General features: G+C 45.3%; 12 protein-coding genes. 7 read left to right on the top strand and 5 right to left on the bottom strand.

Annotation, left to right across the window (positions count from 1 at the left end; translation table 11 throughout):
- Positions 1–11: 11 nt before the first annotated feature.
- The 3 genes from VRK_RS09080 (at position 12) to VRK_RS09070 (ending at position 3791) form a co-directional block, all read left to right on the top strand.
- Complete coding sequence (locus VRK_RS09080; RefSeq protein WP_059121061.1) at positions 12–491, top strand: hypothetical protein; 480 nt, start codon at positions 12–14, stop codon at positions 489–491.
- Positions 488–2743 (top strand): PLxRFG domain-containing protein, encoded by a 2256-nt coding sequence (locus tag VRK_RS09075; RefSeq protein WP_059121060.1) that lies wholly within the window; start codon positions 488–490, stop codon positions 2741–2743. The genes VRK_RS09080 and VRK_RS09075 overlap by 4 nt, the downstream gene beginning before the upstream one ends.
- Before the next feature lie 697 nt (positions 2744–3440).
- A complete protein-coding gene (locus VRK_RS09070; protein ID WP_059121059.1) occupies positions 3441–3791 on the top strand; it encodes a cupin domain-containing protein in 351 nt (116 codons plus the stop codon).
- Here the strand turns inward: VRK_RS09070 and VRK_RS09065 are convergent.
- The 4 genes from VRK_RS09065 to VRK_RS09050 all read right to left on the bottom strand — a co-directional run bounded on the left by VRK_RS09065 (position 3788) and on the right by VRK_RS09050 (position 10213).
- Positions 3788–4402, bottom strand: a complete 615-nt coding sequence (locus VRK_RS09065; RefSeq protein WP_059121058.1) for a LysE family translocator — start codon at positions 4400–4402, stop codon at positions 3788–3790. The genes VRK_RS09070 and VRK_RS09065 overlap by 4 nt on opposite strands.
- 673 nt (positions 4403–5075) lie before the next feature.
- Complete coding sequence (locus tag VRK_RS21575; RefSeq protein ID WP_059121057.1) at positions 5076–6479, bottom strand: RICIN domain-containing protein; 1404 nt, start codon at positions 6477–6479, stop codon at positions 5076–5078.
- A gap of 40 nt (positions 6480–6519) precedes the next feature.
- Positions 6520–8352 (bottom strand): cellulase family glycosylhydrolase, encoded by a 1833-nt coding sequence (locus VRK_RS09055; RefSeq protein ID WP_082671349.1) that lies wholly within the window; start codon positions 8350–8352, stop codon positions 6520–6522.
- A gap of 979 nt (positions 8353–9331) precedes the next feature.
- Positions 9332–10213, bottom strand: a complete 882-nt coding sequence (locus VRK_RS09050; protein ID WP_059121056.1) for an NAD(P)-dependent oxidoreductase — start codon at positions 10211–10213, stop codon at positions 9332–9334.
- 637 nt (positions 10214–10850) lie between these two features.
- On the opposite strand from VRK_RS09050, the gene VRK_RS09045 reads away from it, so the two are divergent.
- From VRK_RS09045 to VRK_RS09030, 4 genes are all read left to right on the top strand, one after another.
- Positions 10851–12314 carry an EAL domain-containing protein gene (locus VRK_RS09045; RefSeq protein WP_197413085.1) on the top strand — a complete coding sequence of 488 codons (1464 nt, stop codon included), beginning with the start codon at positions 10851–10853 and terminating at the stop codon, positions 12312–12314.
- A 99-nt stretch (positions 12315–12413) separates the two neighbouring features.
- Positions 12414–13094, top strand: a complete 681-nt coding sequence (gene pxpB, locus VRK_RS09040; RefSeq protein WP_231735754.1) for a 5-oxoprolinase subunit PxpB — start codon at positions 12414–12416, stop codon at positions 13092–13094.
- Positions 13087–14028 carry a 5-oxoprolinase subunit C family protein gene (locus VRK_RS09035; protein ID WP_059121054.1) on the top strand — a complete coding sequence of 314 codons (942 nt, stop codon included), beginning with the start codon at positions 13087–13089 and terminating at the stop codon, positions 14026–14028. The genes pxpB and VRK_RS09035 overlap by 8 nt, the downstream gene beginning before the upstream one ends.
- A 52-nt stretch (positions 14029–14080) precedes the next feature.
- On the top strand, positions 14081–14833 hold the full coding sequence (locus VRK_RS09030) for a LamB/YcsF family protein (protein WP_059121053.1): 753 nt from the start codon (positions 14081–14083) through the stop codon (positions 14831–14833).
- A gap of 18 nt (positions 14834–14851) precedes the next feature.
- Here VRK_RS09030 and alr read toward each other — a convergent pair whose 3' ends face one another.
- Complete coding sequence (gene alr, locus VRK_RS09025) at positions 14852–15934, bottom strand: alanine racemase (protein ID WP_059121052.1); 1083 nt, start codon at positions 15932–15934, stop codon at positions 14852–14854.
- Positions 15935–16600 lie beyond the last annotated feature (666 nt).

The raw sequence follows: 16600 nt of genomic DNA, 5'->3' as shown, positions 1-16600 counted from the left end.
AGGAGAAAACCATGACTCTGGATGAAGCGCTGGCCCAGTCTACACCACGGGCCAGATTCAGCGGTGTGCTCAATGCAGTTTCTCAGGGGCTGGGAGCGGTTCGTGGCAATCTGGGACTCGGAGCTCTCACACTACGCCAACTTGCGGACCTGTCTCAGCGAAAACTGCCTCAGTTGAGTGAGTATGTTGACACCGTTCACCGGATGTTAAGCCGCCGGAATCAGCTCGCCTTTGATGCGCACGAGATGGCTAATTCTATCCGTAAATGGATGGGTCGAAACAAACAAGATGCTGATGAGATGTTTGATATCGCACATCAGTCAACCATTGAAGGTGTTGACCCGGCGCAAGCGTTTCAGTCCGCTCGGGAGGTTGCCGAGAAACGGATACAGCATCTGGAATATGTAAACGACGGCAGTCATAAAACTAATGAGCAAATGGATGAGCTGAAAACGCTCAGAAATATGCTGGCCGGTGAGCCCGTCGTATGAAAAAACATGCTGAGTTAAAACAGCGATTTGATAAGTTGCCGGAGGAAGCGAAACAGCATTACCGGTCGATGCGTGATACTTACCGGGAGCGTCACGATCTTTTTAAACATCTACTGGAGCAGCAGATTATCAATGCGGCGATTGACGGCAGGATAAAAAAGGCGCGTCTGGCTGATTTGAGAGCGCAATTTGAGTTACAGGAAGTTATGGCTCCGTATTTCCCATTATCACGCTTTGGCGATTACTGGCTGAGTACCACGGATGAGAACGGCGAGAAACGCTATATGATGTATGAGTCTGAGCGTGAGCAACAAGTGGCGAAAGAGAAACTTGAACGTCAGGGTTTTTCTGTTTTTACCGGTTATAAGTTGGACAAAAACCAACATATTGAAGGGGCGAGTCTGGGTTTTGTGGTTGATTTAGTCGGACAGGTTGAAGAATCCAGTCTCAATGATTTAAAGAAAACCGAACTACAGGACATAATTTATCAAATGTATCTTCAGTCATTGCCTAGCCGCTCGATGCGTAAACAATTTATGCACAGACAGAAAGTGAAAGGGTGGAGTAATGATGCGCTCAGGGCGCTGGCTGAAAATATGGTCAAGGGTTCTTATCAGTTGGCCCGGCTTGAATACGCAGACGAACTGACAAAACTTGCAACTGAGACGGTAGAAACCGCGAAGAAGAGTGGAGACAATCAGTCATCAAGGTATGCCAATGAACTGATGAAACGCCATGAATGGGTCATGTATCCGAAACATTCCAAAGCCGCGCAGAAAATCACATCCCTTGGGTTTTTATATATGTTGGGTTTTTCTCCGGCAGCGGCGGCAGTGAACATCACTCAGAATTTTGTGGTTGCTTTGCCCATGATTGCCAGCAAGTTTGGCGCAATTCGTGCCTCATCTGAATTGGCAAAAGCAACGAAAGAATTCATTTCAGCGAAAGGAAATATTAAAGTCAGGTTGACCAATCTGGATGAAATCGATGCATTTAATCAGTGGTACGACTCCGGCCTGCTGGATTCTACCAATGCGCATGATTTGGCAGGTATGGCCGAAGGGCAGAGCTGGAAATACAGCCCCGCATATGAGAAGTTCTCCGGCTGGATGTCGGCTCTGTTTCACAAAGCTGAGGTGTTTAACCGGGAAACCACAGCATTGGCCACTTATCGGCTAGCCCGTAAAAAAGGCATGAGTCACGACCAATCTGCAAAATTGGCTGAAAAATTAACATGGGATGCACATTTTGATTATTCGAATGTGAACCGGGCTCGCTATATGCAGAGTCCTGTGATGAAGGTGGCAACTCAGTTCAAACAATATTCGCAGAACATGACTTACTATCTGATGCGCAATGCATTCCTGTCAATGAAAGGTATGACGTCTGAAGAACGATCGGAAGCCAGAAAACAGCTTGTCGGCACACTGGGTATGACTGCGCTACTGGGGGGCGTGTCCGCATTGCCTCTGAGTCTGGTATACGGTCTGGCAGACAGTCTGAATGCTGCTTTTGGTGGTGATGATGAGCCATGGGAGGCTGAAACCGAGTTCAAAACCTATTTGTCTGATGTACTTGGGGAGGATATTGCGAATAAGATTATTTACGGGGTCGGTGGGGCTGGGATGTCACCGAGGATTTCGTTAGATGGGATGTGGATACGTGACCCGAACCGGGATTTGGAAGGGGACAATGTCTGGTCTTTTTACGCGCAGCAGGTTGCCGGTCCTGTTCTGGGCGGTGTTGCAGTACAGGCAATCCGATCCGGTGATAAAGCACTTCACGGGGATTATTATCGCAGTATTGAAGGTCTTGTCCCGGTTGCTGTGAAGAATGCCATGAAAGCCTATCGGTATGCGGACGAAGGTGCTTTAAATAGCCGGGGTGATGCATATAAAGAGGACTTTGACGTTTTTGAGATTCTGGAACAATCGGTCGGAATGACGCCGGGGGATTTATCCAAACAATATCAACTCAACAACGCCCGTAAAAGCTATGAGCAGCATGTACTCAATCGTCGCTCCAATCTAATGAAATCGTATTATCTGGCGTGGAAACTGGGAGATGAGCGGTTGATGCTGAAGACACAGCAAGCTATTGCACATTTTAACCGGAGATATCCGCCACTGGCCTTAACCTCAAAATCAATCCGTCAATCAATCAGAGTCCGACAGCGTTATAGCAGAGAAAGTGCTCACGGTGTGAATCTCAACCAACATCTTCGGGGTGTTGAAGCTGAGGTGGTCTGGTGATTTAGGTATATACAATTTATTTATTCTCAATAAATTGTATTAAAAACAATTAGTTAATTTAATTTCAAAAGCTGAGACATGGAGTACAATAGCACTGATGATCCTTCTTAAGCCGAAGATCTGACGTAATTAATGGACTCATTTGTTCATATACATAAGCCAGTCATGAATTTTGTGATTGGCTTTTTTATGTCTGCTCATACTCAACGTTTGATATTAAGCAACTGCCTTTCAGTGGAAACAATATACTCAATGCACTTGAGGTACTGTCATTAAATGCTCACTCAGCTTTAAGGAAAGTTACACAATCAAAGCCTGAATACCTGCTTAAATATAATTTCACAAGGATTCAAATATTCAATTTCGCATACACGAGTATTTGTACTAAATGTTGTACCATTTTTTATATAACCACCTATGTTATCTATATAAACACTTGTTTTATATTTAATTATTAGTTAAAGGTGATTATCCGGCCTTAAAAAGTACCTGGGGCGCAGTCGGAGATGCTAATGAAACCGAGGAAAGTTATTGCGTCCCAAACTCAGCATCATCCTTTTACTTTTCCAGCCATTGGCGTTGCAGTTCGATGAAGGAAGAGAGGGTGAGTGAGGCTTTTTTTCAGCAGAATATTGAAAACAGATTCTTAGCAATGTACTGTACATAATTACAGTAAGTAGTGATGGGATAAGAATTAATGAAAGAATCTGTTTCTTTATCTGCACAGCGAGTGTGGCAGGATACACCTTATCGGGGGATTTGTTATGCGTGGCTGCACCAGTCGGAACCCGGCCCGAATATAGCATTACTTCAACTGGAACAGGGCGCTTGTCTTCCGCGACATTTTCACCCGGGCTGGGAGCAAATCTATGTGATTTCTGGGCACATTGAAGTGAACGGGTGTCACCTGTTTGCAAACGATCATATTTACATCAAAAAAGAGCAGGCACATGAAGTCATTGCCCGCGAAGCGTCACTCTATCATACCGTTTCTGAGGTTCAGGGCGTGACGATTTGTGATACGTCACCTGCCTCGCTGAACAACTAACGTTCCATCGTGGCCAGTTTTATTCCCATTAATACAAACAGTCCGGCGAAGCTTTTTTGGATCCGACGGACAATTTTGGGTGACTGGATGATGGCATAGCGAATTTTATTGGCCAGCATGCCGTAGATAACAAACACGATGAAGGTCATCAGCATGAACACCAGACTCAGGAGCAACATGTTCAGTATCGGAGCCGTCTGTTGTGCAGGGACAAATTGAGGTAAGAAAGCAAGAAAAAAGATCGACAGTTTCGGGTTGAGTAAGTTAATCAGCACGGCTTTGGACGCAATAGCAAGATAACCCGTTTGAGATGTGTTCTCATTCTGAAGTGTCAGTGCTCCGGCGTCTTTCCACATCCCCCAAGCCAGATAAGCCAGATAAATCACGCCGACATATTTCAACAGCTGAAACAGGACTGCGCTGGTATGTAAAATGGCCGCCAGCCCGAAAACGCTTGCAACCAGATGCGGAATAATACCGGCAGTACAGCCGAGCGCCGCATAGAGGCTGGCTTTGGCACCGCGAGTCAGGCCAATCGATACGGTATATAACACACCGGTACCGGGGAGCAGAACAACAATCAGTGAAGTCAGAAGAAATTCAATTGGCATAAACAATCCTTGTGCTGAGCCGGCATGTTTTGAAAACAATCGGATTATCATATCGGAGTGGTGAAGTATTGACCATTATTGTTTGATTTGAGGGGATAGATTGGATAGATCGCTCCATGTGAAAGAAAGGGCTTTAAACGTTCTTAGCAACAGTGCCACACGGGCTCGCTGTCATTTGGCAACAGAATTACAATCTGACGGTAAGTGATGTGCCGATGGATTACGAGGACATTAAGCTTTGTTTGTTGTGGCATAAAAGACAGACTCAGGATCCGGCACTGAGCTGGCTTTTAGCACATTTGCAGCAAGCCATGAATGATGGATAGGGCACCCATAGATAAAAAAAGCCAATCACAAAGTGTGTGATTGGCTATCGATATGAACAATTTGGTTCACTAACAACGTCAGTTGGCTAGGTGACCCTCGGCTTAATAAGGGTCACTAATACTATTGCACTATGTGTGCCAATTTTTAAATTATTTTTAACTGATTGATTTATTTGATTTTGATTAAATAGTAGTCAGCATTCAATACAGTCATGCTCATATCTTTATTGCAAAATGCAATTGTGTTTTTATTTTGCAATGACTGATAGCAAGAGTGAGTTTAATAATTAAAAATGAACGGGTCACTTTAACAAGTGACCCGTATTGAGTGAACACACTGGCTTAACTTAATATCTTGGCCAGCCGTTGCTATCCCAGTTGAGTGTGCTAATCAGCAGTTTAGCATTACCGCCATCAGTCGCATCATAGGCATGACGGACAATCACATCGGTGTTGGCAATATCCTGACCTCCGGGGCCAATCCATCGATTGCTGCCGCCATCGAGTAAAGTCCCGCCGCCTTTCATCATGTCTTTACCACTCTTATCCAGATACGGTCCGGTAATATCGGTAGCCCGGCCATAACGGATCTGGTAGGTGCTGTCGACGCCACGACAACAGCGGCCTGTGGATACAAACAGATAATAGTAACCGCGACGATAAACAATACTGGGTGCTTCAATTCCACCGGAACGACTTGCCAGACTCGACAGATCGCCAATCGGTTTCATGGTGATTGGATTGAGGCGGATCAGCTTGATACCCGAGCCAAAAGAACCAAACGTTAGCCATGGGTCACCGTCTTTATCAATCACTAAGTCAGGATCAATGGCATTGTAGTTATTGGCAGCGGTGGTATGAATCACCATTCCGTGATCTTGCCAGTCACCGGTCGCTAAACTTGAGGCTGAAGCCAAACCAATTGCCGACACACGAGAACCAAACGTTGAAACCGCATAATAGAGCCAGACTCGACCATTATAATGTTTCACATCCGGAGCCCATACATCATCGTTTTTCAAACCGGGTACATAGGTGTACCACCAACGTAAGCCATTCGGAAAAACGGATGGTCGTGGATTCCAGTCCAAGCCGTTATCACTGACTTTGCCATAGATTCCTTTGCCGGTTTGAAATTCCCACCAAGTCCCGTTTTCATAGGCAATCGTCGGATCGTGTGTTCCTAAGTTACCGCTCAGTGGCCAATGGTTGGTTCTGCCATTGGTGGATGAGGTATCCACCGGCTTGCCACCAGAGGCCTGAACTAAACTCAAGCGAAACTGTTGTACATCAAGATTATTGACCTCCCACTGATCAATATTGGCACCGTCAGATGTGTCCCAGTCCCATAAATCCAGCGCTTTACCGCTGTTTTTATTCACCAGTACATGATAGTTGTTATTCAGATCCCGAATGTCCCACTTTTGGGTATCACCACCCTCATACTGCCATTGTGAAACATTATCGCCATTCGCCTTACCAGCGCCATATACTTCCATTGCTTTGGCACTGTTAAGATTAATGATGGAGTAGTAACCGTCATCGCGCTTGGTAACGAGCCAGCGTTGTGTGTTATGGCCGTTATCCGGCCATTGACTAATGTTGGCACCATTACTTTTGTCAGCATTTGCGACTTCGACGAATTTACCACTGACCTTTGACTGAATGGTATACACACCATTTCTGACGCTTGCTTGTACAGTTCCTGCGAGCGTGATGCCCGCAAGAAATATAATGTAGAGCGTTCTCATCAGAACTCCTTCACTATAATGAGAGGTCAAATATCAACTGTTACTTGACGGTATTTGAATCCCACAACCGTTGTAACATGTCCCATTTCTCAGTTTCGAAGCCAGTCCATTCACCCCAGCCAGATGTGTTGGTCCGTGCATCATAGGCGTGACTGTACAAACCACCGGTGTCGTCTGATTCTGGGTTGATGCTCCAGTAGCAACCTTCAATGTTCTTGTCTGACATGTAGTCAACAAGTGCATTTTGCCATTTTTTATCATAATCAGAACGAGGGAGGTAACCCCACATATCTTGAATACGGACTGCACCAGATTCCGGCCAGTCATAGTGACCACCGAATTCACCGATCACAATTGCATAGCCTTTATCTTTGAGATAACCAAAGTGTTCTTCCCAGCCTTCTCTGAGCAGTTCAGGGTTAATCACAATGTTACATTTTGCTTTAGCCGCTTCGTCTTCAGACAAGCCGGCACATTCTGGTTGAGCAGGGTCCATAAACTGTTTCTGTACAGATACAGAAGGACCATAGGTATGTGGTGACAGCACTAAACGGTCTTTTGGAATATTCAGTGGGTCAGTTGCCATTGAGAAGAAGTTTTCACCCCAGTTTGGATTAGTTGCTTCATCACCATGAGGACTTTGTGTGCCAGCTGATGTACCACCACTGATCCCTTCAACCCAGATCAACACATTTTTGTTTTCTTCGTTGATGGCCTCGTATGCATGCTCAGCCAGCGTTTTCCAATCTGTCCAAGTGTAATCCCATGGTTCGTTGAAGATATCGATCCCGAGGATGTTGTTCACTTTCAGCTCATCCGCGAAACGTGCCAGTTGACGGAGGTCTTCCAGCCATTTCTGTTCGTTGTATTCTTGAACGGTAACGCCAGGACCGACATCGGTACCACAGGAGTAGTTTTCACGTTTGTAGGGGTAGTTATCACGGTTTGCATCAGCATAAGGTGGTGTTGCGTCTAAACGTCCCGCACGCCAGCCTAGATAATTCGAGCATGAGTGAATATCGAGCAGGATATCGAGCCCGTTTTTGTCAGCCAGTTTGATGAAGTCTTCCAGTGCCTGACGCGCATTGGTTGCACGTACAGATTGGTGGTTTTTAAAGACGCGAGGTTGACCTTGCGGGTCATCCGGATCCAGTGTTTGCGGTGCGATAGGCAGACGAATCAGGTTGATACCTTTCGCTTTGATTTCATCCATGGTTTGTTGGATTGTCCGGCCTGTACCTTGGCTGTTGTTCGCCCAGAATGTGTTACCCATATAGAGTTCCATCGGTGCGCCGCTAGGGTTGGTAGCGTCATTTGCCTGTTCGTGACGACCTTCCAGACCAAACCATGAGCCACAACGAACCGGTTTGACGACATCATCTTTGGTGATATGACCATTTTCATTGACCCGGAAGACAACTTGGTTGCCGTCACCGGGGTCACTAGGGTCACCGGGGTCACCGGGATCACCAGGGTCACCGGGATCACCACATAGTGAACCGGTTAGGGTTGGAACCTCTGATGTACCGGTGCCTTGAAAGCCGAATGTGGTGCTGGAGCCGGGCTGTAAATTACCGTTTGAAGCTGTACTACTTGCGGTATATGGGTTACTACCGGACAGTGCAGCGTTCCATATATTGGTGATTTTGGCACCTTTGGTATACTCCCAGCCCACATTCCATGCTGATACAGCGCTGGAAGTATCATTTTTGACAGTCACGTTAGCAACGAAACCTGAACCCCAGTCACTCTGAACTTCATAGGTACATCCTGCGTACGCAGAACCGGATAAAGCAGCCAAAGCCAGACTGATACCAATACTGAGGGTCTGTTTCTTACAACTGATGTTTTTGAAAACTTGCTGTTTTCTCATTTGTTACTCCTTTCAATTATTCTTAAATATTTATTTTTATTGCTGAATATGATCTGTTGCTATCCATAAATGAATGTTCATCCACCCCCTGACTCAACCCTGAGTCCATAAGTTGAGATAAAAATTTGAGATGATTTATTTGCTTGAATTGGTGACCGTTTGGCAGAACTACAAATTCGTCAGTAAAAAACTGAAGATAAACTAAAGTCAAATAATCTCATCAAACACATTAACCATTAGTGACAGAATAACGGCCTGTCAAAATTTGAATGTGTTATTCATCGAATTAATTATTGAACTGTTATTTTTATCGAAAAAAATAAGCGAATAACTTATATGCCTATCATCATAAATTATTGTATCGTAGGGTGGATTGGTTTGGTGGGTAAATAAATAATTATTGATTTTTATCAAGTAATAAATAAAACGTCATACGTTATGGTGAGGATGAGCTGAATCAGTAGGATAACTGATGATATTCGAGGGTTAGTTTGTTTTTAATTGTATTATGTATGTAATTATATGATTTAATTTGATTTTGATAATTAATTCTTTCTGTTGTCTCTCATCGGTGCCGATGATGTTGTTGTGGTTTTTTTGAAATGTGTCATTGTTTTGAGCTCTTCGTGAAATATTTCATGATATTTTTAATGTTATAGTTTTATCTTATTTAATAATGGCATTGATAAATTTTGTTTTAAAAATGAAATATTATTTCAAAACCTTAATAAAATATAAAAATGGAAGGTGTATCATGTTTTATGTGATTGAAAATTACAGGCTGGTATTCAGTTTAAAGTAGTAATTTCTAATCAATTATCGGTGAGGATTTAAATGATTAATCTGGATGATTTAATCAAGAAACTGTCTCCGTATGCATTGAAACGGCAATTAGCTTATCATCATACAATTTAGACCGAAGCAATGTTGCTTCGGTCTGAACATTGTATGGAGCATCAACCATGTCGATGAACAAAATTTATATTGATGTTTTATCGTAGGCTTTGATTAATACCGAAGTATCCATCCGCCCCAAGCCTCGATCCTGAAGTTTAGCGTACATTGCATCCACCTTTTTTGTCATCGGGAGCTCAATCTGGTGACGAGCCGCTTCATTAAGACAGAAACCTAAATCCTTTCTCATCCAGTCGATAGCAAAACCGAAATCAAATTTATTTTGTGACATTGTCACGGCTCGGTTCTCCATCTGCCAAGAACCGGCAGCACCGTGTTTGATTACATTGATCACTTGTTCAATATCCAGATCAGCGGCTTGTGCCAGTTGCAATGCTTCACTTAATCCCTGCAGTACACCGGCAATACAAATCTGGTTGACCATTTTACAGCGTTGGCCCTGTCCGTGAATACCGAGTAGCTCAGCCTGTTTGGCGTAGTTGACCATGACGGGTTGAATTTGGCTGAAGATGTCAGCTTCACCACCACACATGATTGTGAGCGTGCCATTTTCAGCTCCGGCTTGTCCTCCGGATACGGGAGCATCAATAAATGAGATACCTTTTTCCCGGCACGCCTGAGCCAGCTCAAGCGCAAGTTCAGCAGAGGTGGTGGTGTGATCGACGATAATTGCACCCGGTTTCGCTCCGGCAATAATCCCGTCATCACCATACATGACGCTGCGGACATCCTGGTCGTTCCCGACACAGAGAAAAATGGCTTCGCAGCCTTCAGCAGCAAGCTTCGGGGTAGGATAAGCTTTACCTGAATAGTGTTGTTCCCAAGCTTCCGCTTTGGTGTGCGTTCGGTTATAGACGTGAGTTTGATAGCCGGCCTTGGCAAGATAACCAGCCATCGGGTATCCCATTACGCCTAAACCGATAAATGCAACATTGGTAATATTCATGAATGCTCCTTACGCTATAAGATAATTGATATATGTCATTGTGTTTGTCTAATTCTGGTAATAGATACAAGCGAATTGATGTAATTTTTTGTGAACGATAGTGACTATAAATGACCTTATTGACATATGTCAATTGGTGTTTGTAAATGATTGCTTCTGAAATGAGTGTGGATCGTTTCATTACGGATGAACACCCAATCCAGCAATCGAGGAGGTCCGATTCTATCGTTAATGATGTGAGCGTCCTCTGATGAAAAGAGATAATGTTAAAAGTAGAGAAACTGAGAGATCACTCAGTGATTTCGTGCATATGATTCAAATAATGAACATTATTGGTATAGAGTTGTAAAATAATTTCCAGTCATCTCATGATGATCCGGTATAGGTTGTATTGAATTTCGTGAACTAAACTGTCATTAAGTACGGAAATAATCAGTATGATGATTGCATTGAGTCGGGGGTTACTCGGTTGGTATTACCTAAGTACGGAAGTCGCAAACTAGGATTTTATATGGCAGAACATCCATCCGACAAGCTGCATAAAACAAGCAAAATCAGATCATATGCCTCAGCTTTGAGGCAACCGGTGCAATTGATTTTTCTTACGATCCTCTTTCTTGGCATTTTTGCGCAGATAATGATGACGACATTTCATCGCGAAGAAATGAAAAGTGTGGCTTATCTTGCTCTCAGTCATGCAAGCCAAATTGCAATACAATTAAGGCAGGCGATACAGTTGCTGGCTGACAGTGATACGGTTCCATGTAGTCTGGAAGATGAACATTTAATGCAGGATATTCTGCATATCAACCATTTCATTGCCGATATTGGCCGGATTGACGGTGGCCTGATTCAATGCCTGACGCTCAAAAAATTAGATAGGCCACTCCGGCTGCCTGAAGCACAATATATGTCGAATGGCTATTCTTTTGTGAAACGTTACCAGTTTGAACCCTCACCGACTCATCTTCCGATTGATCTGACTTTTCGCGATAATGTCATTGCAATGACAGCTCCCCGAGCCTTTGAGGGCTTTGAAATCTCGACCAATTACACGGTTGAAATCCGCAGCGCTAGCCTGAAGCATGTTTTTGAACGGTTGGGAGATACGACGTTACCGGAAATTCAGCCGGACGGGCATTTGTCCCGTTTGCTGGTTGAAAAAAAGTGCAGCAATAAACCGTCGCTCTGCGTATTGGTCAGAGATAATCATCCTTTTCTCTATCATGCTTTGAATGGTCCGACCCTGAGTTCTTTTGTGGTCGTTATCCTGTTTATTTTGCTCAGCTATAAAGCATGGGGAATGCCCGCCTCCCGGGATAAACAGTTGAAGAGTCGATTGCGTAGGGCAATTGCACATCGGCAACTTTCATTGGTATATCAACCTAAATTTGTGCTCAAAGATGAACGGATCCAAGGGTTTGAAGTGTTATGTCGCTGGCATGATCCACTGTTGGGGAATATCAGTCCAGAGGTCTTTATTCCTTTGGCGGAACAGACGAAGCAGATTCGCCAACTGACACTGTTTGTTGTCGAGCAGTCGATTCAAGATATGGCGCGAGTGTTACAAAAGTATCCGGAATACACCTTGAGCATCAACTTGGCTGTGGATGAGTACCTGACCGAGCCTTTCATTGAACGCGTGACTGAAATCGTGAACAAGTATTCAGTCAATGTGAATCAGGTCATGTTTGAAATTACCGAGCGCTCATCCTTTGGTTGTCAGGATGTTGTTTCTGTGTGTGATTCGCTCCGACTGCGTCATTTCCGAGTATCGCTTGATGATTTCGGGACAGGATATTCGAATTTGTCGTGGCTCAGTGATATTTATACGGATGAGATTAAAATTGACCGGATGTTTACCAGTGCGTTAGGGACTGACACGATTGCTGGACGAACCGTTAACATGATGTTAGATCTGCTGGAAGGTTTTGAGGATGTCACGATTGTGTTGGAGGGGATTGAAACCCCCGAACAGGTTGATTATCTGCGTAAACGAGATATCGCGGTGATCGGGCAGGGATGGTATTACGCCAGACCGATGCCGATTGAGGAGATTAAAGCTTTTATTCATCGCCATTCGGTCAGAAACATCATATAAGACCAACATACCAAAATCAGGCCCATTCACGGTCTGGTTTTGAGTGTTATCGTATTGATTCTGTCATGTCCGACATCACTAACATGGAGGGAGGTTTGAGTGAGAGAATCCGGACAGATTGACATTTACCGGTTAGGAGAGCATAGCTATGTGCTTCAGGCACCGGATCCGGTGACGTTACCTCAGCAACAGAAAATCTGGGCAATCGCGGAACAACTGAGAACCAGACCGGAAATGGTCGATGTTGTCCCCGGTATGAATAACCTGACGGTTCGTGTTCAGCCATACATAACCGACAACAAGCCGGATGAATATGACTCTGTATGCGAGCTATTCCATCATTACTGGGCTGCCGACGACGTGGTATTGACCGACGGACGGCAACTAGAAATTGCCGTGACATTCGGCGGTGATAATGGTCCTGATTTGGCGCATGTTGCGGATCATGCCGGATTGAATATTGATGCGGTGATTCGTCTTTATACTGAGGCGGAATATCGCGTTTATTTTTTAGGCTTTCAGCCGGGTTTTGCTTACCTTGGTGGGTTACCTGAAGCGCTGCATACGCCCCGACATGCCTCACCCCGAACAAAAATTCCAGCGGGTTCCGTCGCGATTGGTGGTGCTCAAACCGGAGTTTACCCCAATGCATCTCCCGGAGGCTGGCAAGTGATTGGACGAACAGACGTAGTTTTGTTTGATCCACAACGTGCGCAACCTTCTTTTTGGTTACCGGGGGATAGGGTCACGTTCACCGTTGCGGAGGTTGATTGTGATTGAAGTGCGACAGACCGGCCCGCTGATGAGTGTTCAGGATTTAGGGCGTGAGAGATTTCGTCATCAAGGGGTATCCCGTGCTGGTGCGCTCGATGCTCTGGCGCTGACGATTGCCAATCGATTGGTCGGTAATCCCGATAATACTGCCGGGTTGGAAATCATGTTCGGGACCAGTACGTTTCTCTTTCAGACGGATGTTTGTTTTGCGCTGACCGGAGCGGATTGCTTTGCCCGATGCGATGATCTCCCAGTTTATCCGGGGTGGCGTTATCGCGCCTACGCCGGACAGCAATTAAAACTCTACATGCCTAAGCGAGGATTGTGTGCTTATCTTGCGGTTCAAGGGGGGATCGATGTGCCGCTGGTGATGGGCGCTGCTGCAACCGATTTACAGGCGGGTTTCGGCGGTGTTGATGGACGGCCGTTGCGCAAAGGTGATCGGCTGTCTGTAGGAGAAAACCGCCACATCCATGATGCGTTGCCCGATGAGCACTTTGGTATTTTACTGCCGGTTTCCGATGCGATCATTCGTGTCTGTGTCGGACCGGAATTCGGACACTATTCTCTCTATGCTCAAGAACAGTTTTTCACCACCGCGTGGCAAGTGAGTTCCAATAGTAATCGGATGGGATTCCGACTCGAAGGTCCGCCGATTGAGGCGCAATCTGAGATCAAGCTAGTGTCTCATGCGGTTTTCCCTGGCGTGATTCAATTGCCACCGGATGGGCAACCGATTATTCTGGCGGCTGAAGGGCAGACCAGTGGGGGCTACCCGAGAATGGCTGTCGTCATTGACAGTGATTTGTGGCGTTTAGGTCAACTGCGACCGGGGGAGCAGGTGTATTTTCAGCCAGTCTCTTTGGCTGAGGCCCACATGGCTGCCGAAGTTCAGGATCGTTATTTACAACGTGTGACACTGGCATTGAATTCTTACTGAACGGGAAGACTAAGGATTCAAGTCATCAACCGAATTAAGCTGTGAGGACAATATGAACAGAGTCGATCTGAATTGTGACATGGGAGAAAGCTTCGGGGTGTATTCACTCGGTAATGATGTAGCATTGATGGATTATGTCAGTTCAGTGAATATTGCCTGTGGTTTTCATGCCGGTGATCCGGGAGTAATGCGTGAGACGGTCAGACATGCATTAGAGAAAAGTTTAGCGATCGGTGCACATCCGGGATTGCCGGATCTCGCTGGATTCGGTCGTCGGACGATGGCGATTTCCCCCCGGGAAGCTTATGACATGGTGGTTTACCAGATCGGGGCATTGTACGGGTTTGTCCGTGCTGCCGGGGGACATTTGCACCATGTAAAGCCACATGGCGCTTTATATAATATGGCCGCTCAGGATACGTCGCTGGCAGCCGCAATTGCGCAGGCGGTGAAGGATGTTGATCCGACTTTGGTATTGTATGGATTATCCGGCAGTGCGCTGATTCGTGCCGGAGAAACCGAAGGGTTGCGTGTGGCTCATGAAGTTTTCGCGGATCGCACATATCAGCCGGACGGTACGTTAACACCACGAGACCGCTCCGATGCTTTGATTCATCATGACGATGCGGCCTTAACTCAAGTGCTTGATATGGTCTGCCAAGGCAAGGTTCGGGCAACCGACGGGCAGTGGATCGATATTCAAGCCGACACTATCTGTATTCACGGAGATGGTGCCCATGCACTTGAATTTGCGGCGAAGATCCGTCAGGCGTTGCAGCAGTCAGCGGTGGTTCAGTCGATGTAAATGGCGGTGTCGTGATTGTCATTCATTGATAAAGGTTCTGACAACGCGTCGAGTCAACTGAATCACCAGTTCATATGGAATTGTTCCGACTAATTTGGCAACTTGTTCGACCGGAACATGGTTACCCCAAAGTTCAACACAGTCTCCAACCTGATCGGTTGCGTTCGGTCCCAGATCGACGGTGATCATATCCATGGATATCCGGCCGGCTATCGGCACAATACGGCCATTAATATAGACGGGGGTTCCATTCGGAGCCGATCTCGGATAGCCGTCACCGTAGCCCATTGCGACCACACCTATGTAAGTATCTCGATCTGAGGTCCAATTTTCACCATAGCCGACGGGGTGGTTTGCCTGATGCCGACGAATAGCAATTAACTTGGACTGTAATGTCATCACAGGTGTCAAATGACGTTGCTGACCAATTTCATCAATACTCGGGGCTATGCCGTACAAGGCAATCCCGGCCCGGACAGCGTCAAAGTGAGCATCTGGCCAGAACAAAATGCCGGCGGAGTTAGCCAGTGTTTTCATCCCTTGATACGCTTGTGTCTGCGCTTTAAAACGTTCAAGTTGAGCCAGTGTTGAATGTGAATTCAGGTCGTCAGCACAGCTGAAATGGCTGATAAAACCAACATCGCCTGCAATTTTTCCGCTTTTTTCCAAGCGCGTGATGTACGCACTGATTTCATCGGGCTGAACGCCGAGGCGATGCATTCCTGTATCTAACTTTAACCAAACCGCGGTATGTTGCGTCAGTGGCGTTTGCTCGAAATCTCGTAGTTGCTCAATACAGTGAATCGTGGTGTGGAAATTGAGCTGTGCGGCCAGCTGGAGATCTTCCGGGCAGAAGCAACCTTCCAATAATAAGATGGGTTGAAGAATATCTGCCGAGCGTAATTCAATCGCTTCTTCAATCCGGGAGACAGCAAACATGTCGGCATGTGGTAGTGCGTGTGCGACTCGGATGGCGTTGTGCCCGTAAGCATCACCTTTTAAAACTGCGATCAGTTTGGTACCACTATCACAGTGGGATTTTAATAAGGTGAAATTATTCCTTAATGCATTTAAATCAATAACCGCTTCAGCAGTAATCATAATCGTTCCTGATTTGGGCAAACATAGAGATCATCTTTAATTTTCTGTTACAACAGTGTATATCGCCTGCTTGGGCAATGCATATATTAATCATTAACGTATTAATAATGCGTATCGTATCGCTTCACTCAACAAGCATGTCATCAGCGGATGAGATTTGTGCAATGTTCGCTGATTTTCATCATATCCAAACAGCAAGGCAGACGAAGCAATATACAGGCCAGTGCTTTGAGATTACGGGAAGCTTTCTGACTGCGTATTGAGGTGAGAAAACCATATATGTGCAGTATGCGTTTGGGAAATGTTGTTAACAATGTTAGTAATGATGTGGTCTTTCATTTTATGCTGTAAAGGTTGTATTTTTTGGTTTTAAATTTCAATGCAATGAGAAAGCAATTCGATAGGTTACCGGTCAGACACATGAATGAACATCATGTGATTTCTATTTTGAGGACCTGTTTTGACTGGCAAGATATCGATATAGAGCACCAAATTAGTGCGAATTGCACCGCTGAAATGCATCTCTGGCATTAGGAGCGACAGATATATACATAAATTATCATTCTTTTAGTGATTATAATCACACATTTGTAAGATTTTGTTTAGATCACTTTAATAGTTTGAATCACTGAGAAATGGTCGATTCTGTAAAATTATATAAATTTG

The sequence above is a fragment of the Vibrio sp. MEBiC08052 genome, assembly GCF_001506075.1.
In the GTDB taxonomy this organism is placed as follows: domain Bacteria; phylum Pseudomonadota; class Gammaproteobacteria; order Enterobacterales; family Vibrionaceae; genus Vibrio.
This window is presented reverse-complemented; position numbering and strand designations above follow the sequence as displayed.

What these genes read in the sequence shown, in the direction of transcription:
- VRK_RS21575 (WP_059121057.1), bottom strand. Translation starts at nt 6,479, where the DNA reads ATGAGAACGCTCTACATTATATTTCTTGCGGGCATCACGCTCGCAGGA.
- VRK_RS09050 (WP_059121056.1), bottom strand. Translation starts at nt 10,213, where the DNA reads ATGAATATTACCAATGTTGCATTTATCGGTTTAGGCGTAATGGGATAC.
- VRK_RS09055 (WP_082671349.1), bottom strand. Translation starts at nt 8,352, where the DNA reads ATGAGAAAACAGCAAGTTTTCAAAAACATCAGTTGTAAGAAACAGACC.
- VRK_RS09030 (WP_059121053.1), top strand. Translation starts at nt 14,081, where the DNA reads ATGAACAGAGTCGATCTGAATTGTGACATGGGAGAAAGCTTCGGGGTG.
- VRK_RS09065 (WP_059121058.1), bottom strand. Translation starts at nt 4,402, where the DNA reads ATGCCAATTGAATTTCTTCTGACTTCACTGATTGTTGTTCTGCTCCCC.
- VRK_RS09045 (WP_197413085.1), top strand. Translation starts at nt 10,851, where the DNA reads ATGATGACGACATTTCATCGCGAAGAAATGAAAAGTGTGGCTTATCTT.
- VRK_RS09075 (WP_059121060.1), top strand. Translation starts at nt 488, where the DNA reads ATGAAAAAACATGCTGAGTTAAAACAGCGATTTGATAAGTTGCCGGAG.
- VRK_RS09080 (WP_059121061.1), top strand. Translation starts at nt 12, where the DNA reads ATGACTCTGGATGAAGCGCTGGCCCAGTCTACACCACGGGCCAGATTC.
- alr (WP_059121052.1), bottom strand. Translation starts at nt 15,934, where the DNA reads ATGATTACTGCTGAAGCGGTTATTGATTTAAATGCATTAAGGAATAAT.
- VRK_RS09070 (WP_059121059.1), top strand. Translation starts at nt 3,441, where the DNA reads ATGAAAGAATCTGTTTCTTTATCTGCACAGCGAGTGTGGCAGGATACA.